General features: G+C 64.9%; 19 protein-coding genes. 8 read left to right on the top strand and 11 right to left on the bottom strand.

What is annotated here, in order from left to right; translation table 11 throughout:
- Nucleotides 1-58: 58 nt before the first annotated feature.
- From AX725_RS10255 to AX725_RS10265, 3 genes are all read right to left on the bottom strand, one after another.
- The gene (locus AX725_RS10255) at nucleotides 59-1,399 is read right to left on the bottom strand and encodes an AmpG family muropeptide MFS transporter (RefSeq protein ID WP_060978518.1); all 1,341 of its coding nucleotides are present in this window, start codon (nucleotides 1,397-1,399) and stop codon (nucleotides 59-61) included.
- Between the two features lie 83 nt (nucleotides 1,400-1,482).
- Entirely contained in the window at nucleotides 1,483-2,265 is a 783-nt protein-coding gene (locus AX725_RS10260; protein WP_081097207.1) for a DUF1223 domain-containing protein, read from the bottom strand.
- A gap of 66 nt (nucleotides 2,266-2,331) precedes the next feature.
- On the bottom strand, nucleotides 2,332-2,760 hold the full coding sequence (locus AX725_RS10265; protein ID WP_060978517.1) for a response regulator: 429 nt from the start codon (nucleotides 2,758-2,760) through the stop codon (nucleotides 2,332-2,334).
- A gap of 97 nt (nucleotides 2,761-2,857) precedes the next feature.
- Here AX725_RS10265 and AX725_RS10270 point away from each other — a divergent pair, with 97 nt between their 5' ends.
- The 3 genes from AX725_RS10270 (at nucleotide 2,858) to relB (ending at nucleotide 4,671) form a co-directional block, all read left to right on the top strand.
- The gene (locus AX725_RS10270) at nucleotides 2,858-3,673 is read left to right on the top strand and encodes a pseudouridine synthase (protein ID WP_060978516.1); all 816 of its coding nucleotides are present in this window, start codon (nucleotides 2,858-2,860) and stop codon (nucleotides 3,671-3,673) included.
- Nucleotides 3,674-3,878: 205 nt separating this feature from the next.
- Entirely contained in the window at nucleotides 3,879-4,436 is a 558-nt protein-coding gene (rsmD, locus tag AX725_RS10275; RefSeq protein ID WP_060978520.1) for a 16S rRNA (guanine(966)-N(2))-methyltransferase RsmD, read from the top strand.
- Between the two features lie 22 nt (nucleotides 4,437-4,458).
- Nucleotides 4,459-4,671 carry a type II toxin-antitoxin system RelB family antitoxin gene (relB, locus tag AX725_RS21510; RefSeq protein WP_081096857.1) on the top strand — a complete coding sequence of 71 codons (213 nt, stop codon included), beginning with the start codon at nucleotides 4,459-4,461 and terminating at the stop codon, nucleotides 4,669-4,671.
- A 39-nt stretch (nucleotides 4,672-4,710) separates the two neighbouring features.
- On the opposite strand, the gene AX725_RS10280 is transcribed toward relB, so the two are convergent.
- The 3 genes from AX725_RS10280 to AX725_RS10290 all read right to left on the bottom strand — a co-directional run bounded on the left by AX725_RS10280 (nucleotide 4,711) and on the right by AX725_RS10290 (nucleotide 8,000).
- The gene (locus tag AX725_RS10280) at nucleotides 4,711-5,976 is read right to left on the bottom strand and encodes an MFS transporter (RefSeq protein WP_060978515.1); all 1,266 of its coding nucleotides are present in this window, start codon (nucleotides 5,974-5,976) and stop codon (nucleotides 4,711-4,713) included.
- A 153-nt stretch (nucleotides 5,977-6,129) separates the two neighbouring features.
- Nucleotides 6,130-6,831, bottom strand: a complete 702-nt coding sequence (ctrA, locus tag AX725_RS10285) for a response regulator transcription factor CtrA (RefSeq protein WP_023839689.1) — start codon at nucleotides 6,829-6,831, stop codon at nucleotides 6,130-6,132.
- 272 nt (nucleotides 6,832-7,103) lie between these two features.
- Nucleotides 7,104-8,000, bottom strand: coding sequence for a LysR family transcriptional regulator (locus AX725_RS10290; RefSeq protein WP_060978514.1), 897 nt, complete (start codon nucleotides 7,998-8,000; stop codon nucleotides 7,104-7,106).
- A 113-nt stretch (nucleotides 8,001-8,113) separates the two neighbouring features.
- On the opposite strand from AX725_RS10290, the gene AX725_RS10295 reads away from it, so the two are divergent.
- The 3 genes from AX725_RS10295 to AX725_RS10305 all read left to right on the top strand — a co-directional run bounded on the left by AX725_RS10295 (nucleotide 8,114) and on the right by AX725_RS10305 (nucleotide 11,131).
- Entirely contained in the window at nucleotides 8,114-8,824 is a 711-nt protein-coding gene (locus AX725_RS10295) for a pirin family protein (RefSeq protein ID WP_060978513.1), read from the top strand.
- Between the two features lie 80 nt (nucleotides 8,825-8,904).
- Nucleotides 8,905-9,504: an NAD(P)H:quinone oxidoreductase gene (gene wrbA, locus AX725_RS10300; protein ID WP_060977568.1), complete on the top strand. Its 600-nt coding sequence runs from the start codon at nucleotides 8,905-8,907 to the stop codon at nucleotides 9,502-9,504.
- A 106-nt stretch (nucleotides 9,505-9,610) separates the two neighbouring features.
- On the top strand, nucleotides 9,611-11,131 hold the full coding sequence (locus AX725_RS10305) for a tetratricopeptide repeat protein (protein ID WP_060979809.1): 1,521 nt from the start codon (nucleotides 9,611-9,613) through the stop codon (nucleotides 11,129-11,131).
- 4 nt (nucleotides 11,132-11,135) lie between these two features.
- Here AX725_RS10305 and AX725_RS10310 read toward each other — a convergent pair whose 3' ends face one another.
- Genes AX725_RS10310 through AX725_RS10320 form a run of 3 tightly spaced genes read right to left on the bottom strand, consistent with a single transcriptional unit; the run spans nucleotide 11,136 to nucleotide 12,776 of the window.
- On the bottom strand, nucleotides 11,136-11,906 hold the full coding sequence (locus AX725_RS10310) for a sulfite exporter TauE/SafE family protein (protein WP_060979808.1): 771 nt from the start codon (nucleotides 11,904-11,906) through the stop codon (nucleotides 11,136-11,138).
- A gap of 4 nt (nucleotides 11,907-11,910) precedes the next feature.
- Nucleotides 11,911-12,438, bottom strand: a complete 528-nt coding sequence (locus AX725_RS10315) for a rhodanese family protein (RefSeq protein WP_066114747.1) — start codon at nucleotides 12,436-12,438, stop codon at nucleotides 11,911-11,913.
- Between the two features lie 11 nt (nucleotides 12,439-12,449).
- Nucleotides 12,450-12,776 (bottom strand): ArsR/SmtB family transcription factor, encoded by a 327-nt coding sequence (locus AX725_RS10320; RefSeq protein WP_230962380.1) that lies wholly within the window; start codon nucleotides 12,774-12,776, stop codon nucleotides 12,450-12,452.
- A 69-nt stretch (nucleotides 12,777-12,845) separates the two neighbouring features.
- Here AX725_RS10320 and AX725_RS10325 point away from each other — a divergent pair, with 69 nt between their 5' ends.
- Both AX725_RS10325 and AX725_RS10330 read left to right on the top strand, forming a co-directional pair.
- Entirely contained in the window at nucleotides 12,846-13,739 is an 894-nt protein-coding gene (locus AX725_RS10325; RefSeq protein WP_060979805.1) for an MBL fold metallo-hydrolase, read from the top strand.
- Between the two features lie 61 nt (nucleotides 13,740-13,800).
- The gene (locus tag AX725_RS10330; protein WP_067512510.1) at nucleotides 13,801-14,370 is read left to right on the top strand and encodes a DsrE family protein; all 570 of its coding nucleotides are present in this window, start codon (nucleotides 13,801-13,803) and stop codon (nucleotides 14,368-14,370) included.
- 33 nt (nucleotides 14,371-14,403) lie between these two features.
- On the opposite strand, the gene AX725_RS10335 is transcribed toward AX725_RS10330, so the two are convergent.
- Both AX725_RS10335 and AX725_RS10340 read right to left on the bottom strand, forming a co-directional pair.
- The gene (locus AX725_RS10335; RefSeq protein ID WP_066044432.1) at nucleotides 14,404-15,552 is read right to left on the bottom strand and encodes a PepSY-associated TM helix domain-containing protein; all 1,149 of its coding nucleotides are present in this window, start codon (nucleotides 15,550-15,552) and stop codon (nucleotides 14,404-14,406) included.
- 26 nt (nucleotides 15,553-15,578) lie between these two features.
- Nucleotides 15,579-17,687, bottom strand: coding sequence for a TonB-dependent siderophore receptor (locus AX725_RS10340; protein WP_167348230.1), 2,109 nt, complete (start codon nucleotides 17,685-17,687; stop codon nucleotides 15,579-15,581).
- Nucleotides 17,688-17,906: the final 219 nt, after the last annotated feature.

The following is a 17,906-nucleotide window of genomic DNA, read 5'->3' on the forward strand; positions in this document are numbered from 1 at the left end:
GGTGACAAGAAAGCGGGCCCCCCGCGTGCGCGGGGGTGACGAAAAACCGGGGCTTGGGTTACTCCCCGCTCTCCTCGGTTCCCGCGGTGCCAAGCGAGCGATCGACCAGCCCGCTCGCCATCATCCACCAGAACAGCAGCACGCCCGGCAGCGCGGCCACGGTCGTCACCAGATAGAAATTGGTGAAGCCCAGCTGCTCGATCATTCCGCCTGCGAGCGTTCCGGTTAGGAACCGCCCGGTGATGCTGGCTGCTGCGGAGAGCAGCGCAAATTGGGTCGCGGTGAACTCGAGGTTGCACAGCGCCGAGAGATAGGCGACCACACACACCCCGCCGATGCCGCTGGCGAAATTCTCGAAGCCCATCGCGCCTGCCATCGCCCAGGTGCTGTGACCGACCGTGGCAAGCCCGGCAAAGGCGAGGTTGGAGACCGCCATCAGCACCAGGCTGATCAGCACCGAGCGCTTCATGCCCAGCCGCGCATAAAGCACCCCGCCGACGAAAATCCCCGCGAGCAGCGCCCAGAAACCTAGGCCCACGTCATAGATCGCCAGCTCGTCATTGGTGAAACCCAGATCCTCGAACAGCAGCCGCAGCGTCAGGTTGGCGAGCGTGTCGCCGATCTTGTGCACCAGCACGAATAGCAGCACGACCAGCGCGCCCTGACGCTTGAAGAACTCGGCGAGCGGGCTGACATAGGCGATCGCCGCGGCGACCGGTCCCTTCAAGGGCTTGGGCTCTTGTCCGCGCGCCGGCTCACCCATCACCAGCCCGGTGATGACCGCGAACAGCCCGAAGAACGAGACCGCGATATAGGCCGTGGTCCAGTCGCTGCGCGCCGCGACGATCAGCGCCACCGATCCGGCGAGCGCCGCGCCGATGCGCCAGCCATACTGGCTCATCCCCGATCCCACGCCCAGTTGGTGCGGTTCGAGCAGTTCGATGCGATAGGCATCGATCACGATGTCGAAGGTCGCGCCCGCCACCCCGACCAGGATCGCGGCGACCGCGACGCTGGCAATATCGGCTTCAGGGTCGGCGAGCCCCAGATTCATGATCGCGACCATGACCAGCACCGCGCACAGGATCAACCACGAGACGCGCTGGCCCAGCCGCCCCAGCAGCGGCAGCTTCACCGCATCGATGATCGGCGCCCAGAGCCATTTGAAATTGTACGCGAGGAAGGTGAGCGCGAACGCGGTGACGGTGGATTTCTCGATGCCCGATTGCGCGAGGCGCGTCGAAAGCGTCGCTGCGATCATCGCAAAGGGAAAGCCCGAGGAAATGCCCAGGAACAGCGCGGCGAGCGGTGCCGCCTCGGTATAGGGGCGCAAGCCCACCGGCAGCGACGCGCGCCAGCCCGTTGCCTCGGGGGCGATCCCGGCGGTGTTTTCGGTCATTCAGCTTCCCTTCCCGTGTCCCGGGGCAGGAAACTAGCGGCACCAGCGATTTACGCCAGAGGCTTTTGCGCGCGCTGGCCCGGTCAGATCACCGCCGATCCGATCACCGGCCCGCCCGGCCCCTGCCGCACCAGCAATGCGTGCCGATCCGCGCCGGTCACGCGGAGCATGTCGGGCGTGATCGTGACGGTCTGCGCGCCGCCGGTCCACGCGCCAAGATTGCGCTCCGCGAGCACAACATTGGTATAGTGCACCTTTCGTCCGCCATTCTCTCCAGCACCGATGCTGACCGTGCGCCCGGACGCGAGCGCGACCAGCACCAGCTCGGCCTGCTGGCCCTTGGGACCATCGAGCATCACCTGTTTGCCCATGTCGGCAGCAGCGAGGCGGACGCTAAGCCCCGCCTTGCGCCGCGCGGCCGCAGCGGTGGCCAGAAGCCCGCGCACCTTCGCCTCCTGCGATCCCACCGTCTGCGCACGCCCATCGACCACGACCTGCGGCGTATAGATATTCGCGCCCCCAAAGGCCCTGTCGCCATATTGCCGCTGCAGCCTGGTATTCTCCTCGCGGCCCAGACTGTCCTTCCAGCCGAGCCGATCCCAATAGGTGACCGGACGGCTGATCACCAGCACGCCGGGGTCGCGCGCCAGCCTGGCCGCTACCGCATCGGCGGGCGGACAGGACGAGCAGCCCTGGCTGGTGAACAGTTCGGCGACTACTGGCCCCGCCGCGCTCTGCGTGAGCGCGGCGGGTGGCGCAGCGTGTTGGGGATCGGTTGCCGCCTGCGAAGGATCGGCTCTTCCCTCTATCAGCACAAACGCGGTCAGTGCGGCCAGCGCCGCCATCGGAATCCAGATTTTCAGCATGTTGATATCCTCGCGCGCAGCCTGTGCGCTCCATGAGCGCGAGGTTCGCCCGAGACCGGCGCGCGGTTACGCTGCCGAATAGAGGTTGAGCGGCTTTGGCATGGCCTTGGGCGTCTTGCCGCGGATCAGCAGATCGACCGCGTGGATCGCCTTGACCAGTTCGGCGGCACTGTAAGGCTTGATCAGACAGCCGATCGCATATTGTTTCGCATGGCCGGGGCACGTGCCGGTCGCGAACAGCACGGGTATGTCGCGCTCGCTCGCGACGCGGGCGACCTCGACCCCGCTGCCGCCGCGCGACAGGTTGACGTCCGCCAGCACCAGATGGATCGGTTCGCGCTCCAGCACCGCGATCGCCTCGGCCTCGGTATCGACCGTCGCGACCACGCGATAACCCGCATCGACCACGCGCAGCTCGTTGTCGAAAGCGACCAGCGGCTCGTCTTCGACGATCAGGATGGTTTCGATCGACCGGGTAAACCGCGAAAACAGCATGGGGAACTTTCTGAACGGGCGGGCGGCGGGAAAAGCAAATACGCCGGGTGCAATTCTTGCGTTCCCGCGCGCCCGCTTCGACGTTATAGCAGCGCGCATGCCCCCCCGGAAACCGAAATTCGATCCGCTCGACGACAGCCCGTCGCCGCGCGCTGCACAACCCAAGGCCCGCACCTCCACGCTCGGCGAAGGCCAGCGCATCGCCAAGCTGCTGGCGCGCGCCGGCATCGCCTCGCGCCGCGAGATCGAGCGGATGATCGAGGGCGGACGCGTCGCGCGGGATGGTGTCGCCATCACCACGCCCGCCACGGTGCTGACCAGCCTCAATGGCATCACCGTCGATGGCAAGCCAGTCAAGGAGCCTGCACCCGCCAAGCTATGGTGCTTTCACAAGCCCGCCGGGCTGCTGACGGCCGAGCGCGACTTTACCGGACGACCGACGATCTATGAACATCTCGCCAAGGTCGCGCCCGATGCGCCGCGGATGATGCCGGTCGGCCGGCTCGACCTCAATACCGAGGGCCTGCTGCTGATGACCAATGACGGCGAATTGAAGCGCCAGATGGAGCTGCCCGCTACCGGCGTCGAGCGCACCTATCGCGCACGCGCGTTCGGCGAGGTCAGCCAGGCGCAGCTCGAGGACCTGATCCATGGCATCACCATCGAGGGCGTTCGCTACGGCAAGATCGACGCCAATCTGGAACGCCGCACCGGGCGCAACGGCTGGATCGAGATGACGCTGACCGAGGGCAAGAATCGCGAGGTTCGCCGCGTGCTCGAACATCTCGGCCTCAAGGTCTCGCGCCTCATTCGCACCCGCTACGGCCCGTTCGTGCTCGATGGGCTCGATGTCGGCGCGATAGAGGAAGTGCGCCGCCACGACGTGGTGGCATTCAGGAAGACGCTGAAATGAGGGGCGTGCGATATAACCACTCTCCCTTGAAGGGAGAGGGTTGCGCAGTCTTGGCGACGAAGGAGCCTAGACGAAGCTGGGTGAGGGTGATTCGGGCGAGAAACCGCGCAAGCGTTGCTGCCCCTCATCCAACTCCGCCTAGCCGCGCTGGCGCTTGGCAAGGCTGCGTATCCTTCTCCCCCACCGGGGAGAAGGTTTAGTCATGTTGCGCATCATTTCGGGCGAATGGCGGGGGCGCAAGCTCAAGGCCCCGCCGGGCGACACCACCCGCCCCACCGCCGACCGGACCCGCGAAACCCTGTTCTCGATGCTCACCAGCCGCTTGGGCTCGTTCGAGGAACTGAGCGTGCTCGACCTGTTCGCAGGATCGGGCGCGCTGGGGCTCGAAGCCCTGTCGCGCGGGGCGGACCGGTGCGTGTTCGTCGAGCAGGACCGGCCTGCCATCGATGTGCTCAAGGGCAATATCCGCCTGCTCGGCGCCGATGCGCGCTGCGAGGTGCGGCCGAGTTCCGCACTCTCGCTGGGTCCGGCGATCAAGCCATTCGACCTGATCCTGCTCGACCCGCCTTATGGTACCGGCGCGGGCGCGGTCGCGCTCGACAAGCTGGGCCGCCTGGGCTGGTTCGCACCCTCGAGCTGGATCAGCGTCGAAACGTCAGCCAAGGAGAAGCTGGAGGTCGCCGGGTTCGAGATCGACACCGAGCGCGTGGTCGGCAAGGCCAAGCTCACGCTGTTGCGGCCTGCGGCGTCTGTGATAGACTGAACCGACGGCCAAATATTCGCCGATCGAGTCCGAATTCGCCTCGTCCGAGGAGGAAGAGGCCTATGACGCATGGTTCCGCGCCAAGGTCGAACGCGCGCTGCAATCGACCGGGCCCTTCATCCCGCATGAAGAGGTGATGAGGCAAGCTCACGAGATTATTGAAACGGCGAGGCAAAGAACCGCTGGCCGTTTTCCGGCGAACGCCGGAATCCAGAGCGACGCAAGTGCAACCTGACTCCTGGGCTCCGGCGTTCGCCGGAGAACGAGCCAGAATTTAACTTATCGCTCGCCCCCGCTGCACCCACAGCCCGGCAAAGCTCACCAGCCCCGCTGCCGCCAGATACAGGCCCACCGCGTCCGCGCCGCCCCGGTCCGCCAAGGCCTGGGCGGCAATCGGGGCGACTGCGCCGCCGATGATGCCGCCGCCGTTGAACGCCACCGACGCGCCGGTATAGCGCACGCGCGCGGGGAATTGCTGCGGCAGCCAGGCGCCGAGCGGGCCATAGACGAAGCCCATGACCAGCAGCGCCACAGACAGCGCGATCCAGGCGAGCCAGAGCGAGCCTGACCCGAGCAGCGGTCCGAACATCAAGCCGACGCCGACGGTCGCCGCGCAGCCGATCATCAGCACCCGCCCGCTGCTGGTCGCGTCTGACCGATAGCCCGACACGACGATGCCCAGCGCCAGGAACAGGATCGCGCCCAGCTGCACGATCAGGAAGCTCGTGCGGTCATGCCCCAGCGCGGTGGTGGCATAGCCGAGCGCAAAGGCGGTCGAGAGGTAGAAGATCGCAAAGCACGCGACGACCGCGAACGTGCCTGCCAGCGTTGCGCGCAGATGGTGGCGCAGCAGCTCTGCCACCGGCACCGGCGCGGGCCGCTCGGCCTCGAGTACGCGTGCAAAATCAGGCGTCTCGCTGATCTTGAGCCGCACCCAAAGCCCGAGCCCCACCAGGATGCCGCTCGCGAGGAACGGCACGCGCCAGCCCCAGGCGATGAACTGCTGTTCGGTAAGGTTCAGGCCCAGCAGAAGGAACAGCCCGTTGGCGGCGATGAAGCCCACTGGAGCCCCCAGCTGTGGGGCCATGCCAAAGCGCGCCGCCCAGCCCGGAGGCGCGTTTTCCACCGCCAGCAAGGCCGCGCCACCCCATTCGCCGCCCAGACCGAAGCCCTGGCCGAAGCGCAATATGCACAGCAGCAGCGGCGCGACCCAGCCGACCATCTGCCAGGTCGGCAGGAACGCGATCAGCAGCGTCGATCCGCCCATCAGCAGCAATGAGGCGACCAGGGTCGACTTGCGCCCGATCCGGTCGCCGAAATGCCCGAAGGCGATCGCGCCGACGGGCCGCGCGAAAAAGGCGAGCCCGAAGCTCATATAGCTCAGCATCAGCTGGGCCGAGGCGCTTTCGGAGGGGAAGAACAGCGGTCCGAACACCAGGGCGGCGGCGGTCGCATAGATATAGAAATCGTAGAATTCGACCGCGGTGCCGACCAGCGATGCGGTCAGCACCCGTTTATGGGTGCGATATGGATGCGTCATTCGGCCCTCCCCGGCACGCGACCGTTAACGCGAGGGTGCGGCTTGGCAAGCAGAAGCGCGCGTTTGCGGCAAGGCGAACAGCCAAAAGGGGCCGCGGTTGCCCGCGACCCCTTTATGGAAGAGAAGGAAGTGTGAAGGGTAGTTCAGGAGTAATCAGGCGGCGATCACCTCGCCATCGGCCTCCGGATCGCGCAGCACATAGCCGCGGCCCCAGACGGTCTCGATATAATTCTCGCCCCCGCAGGCCAGCGCCAGCTTCTTGCGCAGCTTGCAGATGAAGACGTCGATGATCTTGAGTTCGGGTTCGTCCATGCCGCCATAGAGGTGGTTCAGGAACATTTCCTTGGTCAGCGTGGTGCCCTTGCGCAGCGAGAGCAGCTCGAGCATCGCATATTCCTTGCCGGTCAGGTGGACGCGGGCACCATCGACCTCGACGGTCTTGGCATCAAGGTTGACCGCCAGCTTGCCGGTGCGGATGACGCTTTGCGAATGGCCCTTGGAGCGGCGGACCACGGCGTGGATGCGGGCGATCAGCTCTTCGCGGTGGAACGGCTTGGTGACATAATCGTCGGCGCCGAAACCGAACGAGCGCACCTTGCTGTCCATTTCCGAAATGCCGGACAGGATGAGCACCGGCGTCTGCACCTTGGCGACACGCAGCTTCTTCAGCACGTCATAGCCGTGCATGTCGGGCAGGTTCAGGTCCAGCAGGATGATGTCGTAATCATAGAGCTTGCCGAGGTCGAGGCCTTCCTCACCCAGGTCGGTGGTATAGACATTGAAACCCTCGGTCGTGAGCATCAGCTCGATTGCCTTGGCCGTGGTCGGCTCATCTTCGATCAAAAGCACCCGCATGTGCAGCCCCTTTTCGCCCGTGCCATCGGCACCGTTCAGTCATCTGGACCCAAGAACGGATCGACGAGGAAAACATTAACCATATTTTTTTGGGGGCAAAAGGTTAATTTTGAATTAACCGGCCTGACTCCACGAGTCGCGTCGGCCTGCGCAGGCACGAGGGGGCTCAAAAGACTCCCATTTCCGGCACTTAGGCGGTCCTTTTCGGTTCGTCGCTTTTGATCGAGTAGCGCCAATTGGTTTCCAATTGGTAACGGAGATGAAACGCGAATTTACTCCCCTTGCAAACCTTTACGCAGCCAGGCGATCAGGGCCTCGACCCGCGCTGGCCTGTGCGGCGAGGGCGGCGTGACGATGCTGAGCGTCAGCGGTTCGAACCGCCATTCGGGAAGCAGATGCACCAGCCGCCCGTCGGAAAGACCCTCCATGCAGAAGAAATCGGGCAAGGCGGCGATGCACTGACCGTCGAAAACCGCGGGCATCGCGGCATCGGCATTGTTGACGATCAGCGCAGGCTGCGAGCGGGCGAGCACGCGCGTCCCGTCGGGTCCCGTCAGCGGCCAGAGTCCCGGCTGCGGGCTGTTGGCATAATGAACCGCCTTGTGCGCCTCCAGCTCTGCGGGATGGCTCGGGGTGCCGTGGCGCGCGCAATAGCCGGGCGCGGCGATCAGGTAGAGACTGACGGTGCGCAGCCGGATCGCGCGCAGGCTGCTGTCGGGCAGCACCGCGATGCGCAGCGCCATGTCGAAACCCTGATCGACCAGGTCGACCCGCGCGTCGGACAGGTGCATGTCGATCAATATGCCGGGGTGCAGCGCCATGAACTGCGCGATCAGCGGCGCGACCGCGCTGAGGCCGAAGCTCATCGGCACCGCGATGCGCACGGTTCCGCTCAGGAGCACCGCCTCGTCGCGCGCCGCCTCGACCGCCGCCTCGCCATCCATCCGGATGCGCCGCGCATGATCGACCAGCGACCGCCCCGCCGCCGATAGCGACAGCCGCCGCGAGGTGCGGTGGAACAGCACGGTGCCGAGTTCCGCCTCGAGCCGCGAGACCGCCTTGGACACCTTGGCCTTGGACAGGCTCAGCGCATCGGCCGCCCCGGTAAAGCTGCCGGTATCGGCCACGGCCGCGAAAACCGCCCAGGCCTCGAAATCGGGAAGTCGCATATCCGGAAACAATCCTTTTCCAAACTGGCTATTTTGGAAACGATAGCTCAGGACTATCTGTTGCTCAAGCCAAGGCGTCGGCGTCGGTCCGGTGCCAGCAAGGAGCAAGTGACATGATCGAGAAACGCGATTTTTCCACCCTGGGTCACGCCAATCACGGTTGGCTCAATGCCCGCCACCATTTCTCGTTCGGCGGCTATCACGATCCGGCCCGCATGGGCTGGGGTAGCCTGCGCGTCTGGAACGACGACGAGATCGCCCCCCGGAGCGGCTTCCCCACCCACCCGCACCGCGACATGGAGATCATCACCTATGTGCGCACCGGCGCGATCACCCACCGCGACAGCCTGGGCAATGAAGGCCGCACCGAGGCGGGCGACGTCCAGGTGATGAGCGCGGGAACCGGTGTGGCGCATAGCGAGTTCAACCTGGAGGACGAGGAAACCCGGCTGTTCCAGATCTGGATCATCCCCGATGAAGCGGGCGGTGCTCCGCGCTGGGATGCCAAGCAGTTCCCCAAGGGTGAGCGTTCGGGCAAGCTGGAGGTTCTCGCCAGCGGCCGCGATGACGACATCCTGGCGGGCGCGCTGATGATCCGGGCCGATGCGCGGCTGTCCGGGGCCACTTTGGTCAAGGGCGACAGCATCACCCACCGGATCGATCCGGCCTATGCCGCCTATCTGGTGGTCTCGGCAGGCAGCGTGAGCGTCAACGGCGTCGAGATCGGCGAACGCGATGCTGCCGCGATCACCCGCGAACCTGAGATCACGATCACGGCGCTGGAAGACGCCGAATTCCTGATCGCGGAAACCCGCACCCACTGATCCCCCCAGCCCCGCCGTCTTCCCCCTCTCGGACGGCGGGGCACCCTTTTCCCTCCCACATTCCACGAAGGAGAATTTCCATGGCAAAGGTTCTGGTGCTCTATTACTCGACTTATGGTCACATCGAGACGATGGCCGAAGCGGTCGCCGAAGGTGCGCGCAGCGAAGGTGCGGAGGTCACGATCAAGCGTGTCCCCGAAACCGTCCCCGAGGAGATTGCCCGCGCGAGCCATTTCAAGCTCGACCAGGCTGCCGAGATCGCGACGCCCGAGGAACTGGCTGATTATGACGCGATCATCGTCGGTACCGGCACGCGTTTCGGCCGCATGTCGAGCCAGATGGCGGCCTTCTGGGACCGCACCGGCGGTCTGTGGGCCAAGGGCGCGCTGGTCGGCAAGGTCGGCGCCTCGTTCACCGCGACCGCCAGCCAGCATGGGGGCCAGGAGACGACGCACTTCTCGATCCTCACCAACCTGCTGCACCACGGCCTGACCGTGGTCGGGCTCGACTATGGGTTCCAGGGCCAGCTGAGCAATGACGAGGTGATCGGCGGATCGCCTTATGGTGCCAGCACGATCGCCGGCGGCGACGGATCGCGCCAGCCGCACCAGGCCGATCTCGATGGCGCGCGCTATCTGGGCGCCAAGGTCGCCCGCACTGCGGCCAAACTGACCGCCTGACCCCCTCCCCCGCCCGCTCGGGAGCAGCCGCCCGCGTCCCCCATGTTTGGGGGATTGCGGGCGGTTTGGCATCTGCCTAGCCTCGCCGCCTGTTCTGGGGAGAGCGATGATGGTGCGGGTTGCGTTGCGGCGGATGGCGTTCATCCTGTCGATAGTCTGGGTCGCCGCTGCACCGGCCAGGGCCGAATGGCGCGAAGCCTCAAGCCCCAATTTTCTGGTCTATGCCGATCAGAGCGAAGGCGACATTCGCGAATTCACCGACATGCTCGAGCGGTACCGTTCGGCGATGCGCTATATCTACAAGCTGCCCGAAGAAGCGACTTCGCCCTCGAATCGGCTGACCGTGTTCGTCGTGCGCGACGCCAATCAGGTGCGCAAGCTGATGGGCACCAACAACCGCTATGTGCTGGGCTTCTACCAGTCGCGCGCCGGCGGGTCGGTGGCGTTCGTCCCTCGGGTCGATGACAATAGCCAGAGCGACCGCGTGTCGCAGGGCGAGCAGATATTGCTGCACGAATATGCGCATCATTTCATGTTCAGCGTGTTCGCCGGTTCCCCGCCGCTCTGGCTGCAGGAAGGCTTTGCCGAATTCTATTCCACCGCGAAGTTCGACAGCGCGGGCGGCGTCGGCCTGGGACTTCCGGCCGATCATCGCGCGGCCGAACTGGCGCTGGCCCAGGAAGTTCCGCTCGACATGCTGCTGAGCACCCGCAAATACCGGGAAAATGCCTCGAAGCGTTATGATACCTTTTATGGACGCAGCTGGCTGCTGTTCCACTACCTCACCTTTTCCGAAGCGCGCGCCGGCCAGATGGCCCATTATCTCCAGCGCATCAACGCCGGCGAAGGCGAAGAGGCCGCAGCGACCCAGGCCTTTGGCGATCTGGCCGCGCTCGACAAGGAACTGGGCGCCTATATGAAACGGCGTCGGCTGACCTATCTCAATCTGGGCGCAAGCAAGATCGCCAGCGCGCCGATCGCGATCCGCATGCTCGGCAAGGGCGAAGCCGCCATTCTCCCGGTCATGATGCGGTCGAAACGCGGTGTGAACGAGGAAACCGCCCCCGAGGTTCTGGCGGACGCGCAGAAGGTCGCGGCGCAATATCCCGACGATGCCTTCGTGCTCAGCGCACTTGCCGAGGCGGAGTACGATGCAGGCAACGACGAGGCTGCCATCGCGGCTGCGGACAAGGCGATCGCCAAGAACCCGCAGGCCGTGGGCGCGATGATCCAGAAAATCTATGCGCTGTTCCGCAAGGCTGGGGACGACGAAGCGCTCTGGCCCAAGGTTCGCGCGGCGATCTCAGCCGCCAATCGGATCGAGAACGACAACCCCATCCCCCTCGCCTATTTCTTTCGCAGCTATGCGGCAGAGGGAAAGAAGCCGCCCGAGATGGCCGTCCAGGGCCTGCGAAAGGCGCTGCAGCTGGCGCCGTATGATACGGGCAACCGGCTGACACTGGCGGATTACTTCATCCGCACCGGCGACAAGCAGGCTGCAGAGACGACCCTTGCCCCGCTGCTGAACCACCCGCACGATACCCAGCTTGCCGATCTGGCGCGCAAGCTGCTGGACCGAGGCAATGCCCAGGCCGAGCCGAGCGCTTCCGACGACAGCAGTTCGTGATCGCTTAGGCCGCGAGCACATTCCACAGGACGAGCAGCGCCACCAGCAGCACCATCGCCGCAAACAGTCGGCGCGCGATGAGCACCCTACGCGCCAGCACCCGCGCCAGAAATATGCCCGGCACCGTGCCCAGCGCACCGCCCGCCACCATGGCCGCAAGGATCGGTCCGTCGATCTGACCCGACATCGCATAGCTGGCGCTGGTCGATGCGCCGAACAGGCTCACCGAAACCAGCGACGAGGCGGCGGCGTTGGAAAGTGTCATTCCCGTTGCCGCCATCAGCCCCGGCGCGATCAGGAAGCCCCCGCCGATGCCGAAAAATCCGGCCGCCAGCCCCACCAGCAAACCGATCGGCGCGAGCTTCATCGTCCGCGCGGCATCCAGTCGCACCGCAGGATCGCCCGTGCTGGCGGGGGCGCGCATCATCGACAGTGCGACCAGCGCCATCGCCGCCGCGAAATAGCCAAGCAAAGCCTCGCCATCGACCTGTTTGGCAAAATGCGCGCCGATCATCGCTCCGGTCACACCGGCGAGTGCAAACACGCTGGCGCAGGGCCATTTGACGGCACCCGCCCGCGCCTGACCCAGCAATCCGGCAAGCGCATTGATAGCGACCCCCGCAGCCGAGGTGCCGATCGCGACGTGCACATCGGCCACGCCGACAACATAGATCAGCCAGGGCGTTGCCAGCACCGAACCGCCGCCTCCGAAAGCCGCCAGCAACAGGCCGACGATTGCGCCTCCCAGCGCCGCCAGGGCGAGCGATTCGATCATCGGGTCAGCTCAGCGACCGCCGGTTCCAGGGCATCAGCGCAAGCAGCCGCGCCATGCCGCAAAAGCCGGTGACGCCTGCAAAGCTCAGGCCCAGCCCGACAAAGACGGTGAGCGCGACAAAGGCAGGCGCAACCAGCCAGGCGAGCAAGAGACCCGTCAGAATCAGCACGCCCGCCGCAATCTGCACCTGGCGCATCAGCTCCAGCGGTGCACGCGCATTGTGCACGACCGGTTGCCCGGCCGCCTCCCAGGCCTTCAGCCCACCCTTCAGAACGAGCGTATCGACGGGCCATCGGCGCGCCAGCCGTTCCTGGTGCAGCCCCGTGCGCATGCCGCTGGCGCACATCAGGATCGGCAGGACGCCGTCCTCCAGCACCACCGGTTCCGTTATGGCTGCCGAGGCGGGGCGCAGGATCGCGCCTGGAATGTGAGCGCGCGCAAACTCATCCGGCTCGCGAATGTCGATCAGCCGCGCCAGGCCCTGATTGAGCAATTGGTGCGCCTGACGCGCATCGATGGTCGTGATTGCCATGACAAGATTCCTCAGCTTTCCGGGGGACAGTAGATCGCGGCAAGCACCTGCATGATCTGCAGCACGGCAGGGTCGGCGATCCGGTAGAAGATGCTGGTGCCCTCGCGCCGGGTCTCGACCAGCCCCTGCTCGCGCAGGCGGGCCAGATGCTGCGACAGCGCCGATTGCGACAGCGCGACCTGCTGCTGAATAGCCCCCACCGACAGTTCGCCATCCACGAGCAGGCAGAGCACCTGCAGCCGGTGCGGATTGGCGAGCAGACGCAGCATGTGCGCGGCCTCGTCGGCCTTGGCGGCCATCGCTTCGGGCAGAGGTTTGGTGAAGGAGATATCAGACATGGGGCTCATATATTCCTTGATTATAAATTAGACAAGCCTAAATTAGAGAGAGCTTAAGGAGGAGTCCCCATGCCCATCGCCATTCATCCGCATTTCGATACCGTGACCAACACGGTCAGCTATGTCGTGATCGACCGGGCCAGCGCGCGCGCGGCGATCATCGATCCGGTGCTGGATTTTGAGGCCAAGGCAGCGACGATCGCCACCACCATCGCGGACAGTCTGCTCGCGACGGTCGAACAGCAGGGCGCGACGCTCGACTATGTGCTGGAAACGCACGCGCATGCCGATCACCTGACCGCCGCGCATTACATCCGTGCGCGCACGGGCGCCAGGATCGTGATCGGCGCGCATATCCGCAACGTCCAGTCGATCTTCACCCCGGTCTTTGCCGCCGAGCCGATCGAAACCGGCAAGGTCTTCGACATGCTGGTCGAAGAAGGCGACACGCTGGCCTTGGGGGAGACCGATATCCGCGTGCTGCACACACCGGGGCATACGCCCGCCTGCCTCACCTATCTGATCGACGACGCAGCCTTTGTCGGCGATACACTGTTCATGCCCGATTACGGCACCGCGCGCGCCGACTTTCCAGGCGGCGATGCCGCAACGCTGTTTCGTTCGATCCGCAAGATCCTGGCGTTGCCGCCGGAAACGCGCATCTTTGTCGGGCATGATTATCTGCCCAAGGGCCGCAGCGATTTCCGTTGGGAAACGACCGTCGCAGAACAGCGCGCGGCCAATGTGCATGTGCATGACGGTGTGAGCGAAGCCGAATTCGTCGCGATGCGCGAAGCGCGCGATGCCACGCTCGATGCGCCCACGCTGATCCTGCCCAGTCTGCAGGTCAATATCCAGGGCGGAAAACTGCCCAGTCCGGATGCCCAGGGCCGCGCCTTCCTGCGCCTGCCCATCAACGCGCTGGGCAAGCACAGTCCCCTGCCCGCAGAGCTGTTCGAATAAGGCTGTCAGTGAGGCCGTCGCTCGCTATGAACCTTATCCGATCTCTTCCCGGGAGGCATGGATGCACTCTGCTGTTCTGAACCAAATGCTCGGCCTGATCCTTCTGGCGGGACTGGCCGGCACGATGCCGGTTCAGGCGCAGGAGCCGATGCGGCCAGGCTTTCACGCCGGGACCGTCATCCCCGAATTCGGGCCCGTCGCCAGCGCTGAGGGCCATATGCCGATCCCTGTAGAGGCGACCTTCAGCATCGCGTTCGATGTCAGTGAGCCGGGCAAGCCAGGCAGCCTCAACCGCACGATCGAAAGCGCGGCGCGGTTCATCAACATGCATGTCGAGGCGGGCGTGCCGCGCGAGGCCATCCGCATTGCAGTGGTCGCGCACGGCCAGGCGTCGTTCGACCTCACCAATGCGGCGACCTATGCGGCGAAGCATGACGGTGCCGCCAATGCCAACCTCGCCGCGATCGCAACCCTGCTGCAGCACGATGTGCAGTTCATCCTGTGCGGCCAGAGCGCGGCTGCGCTGGGCATCAAGCGCGAACAGCTGGCCCCCGGCGTCAAGCTGGCGCTCTCCGCGATGACAGCGCACGCGCAGCTGCAGCAACAGGGCTACACGCTCAATCCGTTCTGAGGCTGCCGGTTATTCGGCGGGCGCGACCGATCGCTATGTATGGGCGGCTGGCCGTCTGACCGCTACATGGCGCGCGGAGCGCTTGCGCCACCAGATCATCAGGCCGGTGACGACGAACGTGCACAGCGCGATGCCGGACAGGAAAATCGCGATCCGCCCCGCCCAGCCGAAGGCTTTGCCGCTGTGCAACGGGAACTGCCAGGCCACAACGACATCCCCCGCGCTTCCCTCGCTGAAATGCCGATCGCCGATCACCGCACCACTGCGGGCATCGACGAAAAGCCAGCGGCCGCCATTGCTGTCGATGTCGCGCGAATCGAAAAGGCGCAACCAGTAGATACCCTTCGCAGGGTTGTACGAAAGGCTATCCACCCTGGTGGCACCCGCCAGCGCCAATGCCTGATCGGCGCTGACCGGAGGACGGTCCAGCGGCTCGGCCAGCACCGCCACCGCCTGGTCGGGTCGCTTGGTCAAGGGCGAGATCCGATCGATCGCCATCAGGACATCGTCAGACCAATTGAAATATACACCCGTCGCCGCGAGCGTCAGTGTTACCGGAAAAAGCCAGAGGCCCACGGCCCGATGCAGATCGAACACCCGCTTGTGCCCCGCCGCTCGGCGACGGATGCGGAAGCTTTCCTTCCAGCGCGCGGCATTGGGAAAGGACAGCACAGCAGACGCGATATGGTCGATGATCCAGACAAGGCCGACGAGGCCGAGGATCCAGGTCATCCACGCGCCCAGGTGCAGCGAGTAATGGAAGGTGTAGAGGAAGCTCATCAGCCCGCGCCGCGACAGGTCGATCGCATTGGCATCGCGCGCGCCCAGCACCTTGGCGGTCGCCGGGTCGATAAAGACCTGCCAGTAGGAAGGACGCGCCACTGGCGACAGGCCCGGCCTCACGATGGGCTCGAGATAGACCGTCACGACATCGCCCGGTTCGTCGGGCAGGTCGATATAGCCGGGCCGGTTGCCCGGATGCACCGCGATTGCTGCCCCGACTAGTTGGCTGACAGGGAGCATCGGCCCCGGACTAGCGGTGAACCAGTCCGCATTGAGACCATGGTCGATCTCATCATGGAAGACGAGAATCGACCCGGTTGCGCCCAGGAGGAACAGCCACAGCGCCCCCAGCAGGCCGAACCAGCGATGCCACAGCACCAGGGCGGGTCTGGGCCGCATCGACGATCAGACCTGACGCAGAGGCATCAGAACGCCCATGACACTGTGGCTTCGAAGGTCCGCGGCGTGCCATAGGTCACCCGGCCCGGACCAAAGGCATCGAAGGCAAAGCTGTCGGTGAGGTTCCGCGCGTTGAGCGCAAAGCGCCAGCCATCGATCTTGTAGGAAATGACGGCATCGAGCAGCGTATAGCCCGGCAATGTCAGCGTGTTGGCATTGTTCACCGGGCGCTTGTCGACCAACGTCACGCCGCCACCAAATCCCAGCCCCTTGAGCGGCCCGGATTGCACCTCATAGCTCGACCAGATATTCGCGCTGTGCGGCGACGTGCGCTGCACCTGACGCCCGAGAAAGGCAGGCGTATTGGTGCGGGTGATCTCTGCGTCGAGATAGGCATAGCTCGCCTGGATGCTCCAGCCAGGCAGGATCGTGCCTGCCAGCGACAGCTCCACACCCTGGCTGCGCTGTTCGCCATCGAGCACCGAAAAACCGACATTGACCGGATCGGGCGTCGCCACATTGGTCTGCTCGATCCGATAGACGGCGAGCGAACCGGTCAGTCCTTCAGTCAGGTTGACCTTCGCGCCGAGTTCCAGCTGCTCGCCGCGCGTCGGGGCAAAGGCTTCGCCGGTGACGGTCCTGCCAATCTGCGGCTGGAAGGATTTGCTGTAGCTGGCATAGAGCGACACGGCCTCGCGCGGCTTGAAGACCAGGCCGATGCGCGGGCTGAAGGCACTGCCGGTCTGGCGAGTGCGCGAGCCGGCGCCCGTGTCGGTATCGACCTGCTCGAACGTGTCGTAACGGCCGCCCAGAATGAGACTCCACCGATCGCTGAAGACGACCCGGTCCTGCACGAAAAGCCCGAGCTCGCGCAGGGTGTTTCCCGCATCGAAGGTGAAGTTGAGCGCGCCGCGCCGCGCGCCGTAAACAGGATTGAAAATGTCGATCGGAGCCGATGGGTCATATTCCCGGTAACGGAAATCCGCAGTCGAGCGCGACAGATCGATCCCGGCGATCAGCTCGTGGCGAATCGTTCCAGTCGCGAAACGGCCTCGCAGCGTCGTCTGCATCTGGGTTTCGCCATAGGTGTCGAAGGAATCGAACGGGGTTCGCGACAAGGTTCGCCCATCCGCAGCCAGTGCGCCAGGCAGCTCTGCTCCGACCGCAGCATAATCGGTATCGACAAAGCGCAGGATGCTGCTGACCGACCAGTCATTGCTGAATTCATGGACCAGGCGCGCGCCGATGCGATGCTGCTCCACTTCCACGCTGCCGGTATTGACGTTGCGCCGCCGGGATATCCGGCCATTGGGATTGGGAAGAATTGTGCCAACCGCAGGCAATCCGAAATTCTGCCGGTCGAGATCGAGAAGCTTGTAGGCTCCTTCGACCGTCAGGCTGGTACGATCGCTCAGCATCGCGCGAACCGACGGCATGATGACCGAATTGCGCGTGCTCGCACCCTCGAGAAACGAGCCCTGGTCGCGCACCGACGTGCTCAGCCGATAGCTGATCTTCCCCGCCTGATCCAAGGGCCCGGTGAGATCGGCCTCCGCGCGGAAGAAGTCATAGCTGCCCAGCGTTGCCGTCACGAAATAGCCCGGCTCGGCTTCGGGTTGCTTGGTGATGAAGTTGATCGTCCCACCCGGTGAGCTATTGCCGAACAGCAAGGAGGCGGGGCCGAGCAACACCTCGATCCGTTCGATCCCGGTCAGGTCCGGGCCCAGATTGGCCGCCGGACCGTTGCCGACCTTGGACAGCATTCCATCGAGCGCGGTCGGCGCAAAGAAACCGCGGACCTGTACCCGCAGGCCGTCGAAATTGGCGGGCGCCGAATTGCGGACGCTCGGGACATTGGCGAGCGCGCTGAAGGTGTCCGCGCGTTGATCGCGCAGCAGGTCCTCGGTCAGCACCTGCACCGATTGCGGCGTATCGAGCAAAGCCGCTCCATCGCGCGTACCGACCGCGTCGAGCGCCTGATAGCCCGATGCGCGCCCCGTCACGATGATCTCGCGCCGTGCTTGTTGGTCGGCTTCTGCATCCTGGGGCTCGGCTTGCGCATGGACTGGCGATGCAGCGATCACCAGCGGCAGCGACAACAGAGCCAAACGGAAAAGGTGTCGGGGTGCAGTCACGGCCGCCTCATCAATTGTTAATGCGAGGCGTTCCTAACAATTCCGAAATGCGAGTCAATTGCAATAATTGGCATGGCGTCAGGATGGGTGATTTTGCTGCGCCAAGCCCCTGAATGATCGCTGCATCCCGCATTCGCCCGAGTAGCAGACAACAAAAACCCCGCCGGAATGCGCTTCCGGCGGGGTCTTGTCATGTCGGCTCCCCGGGCGTGGCCCAGG

The organism is Blastomonas sp. CCH9-A1 (genome assembly GCF_001557175.1).
In the GTDB taxonomy this organism is placed as follows: domain Bacteria; phylum Pseudomonadota; class Alphaproteobacteria; order Sphingomonadales; family Sphingomonadaceae; genus Blastomonas; species Blastomonas delafieldii_A.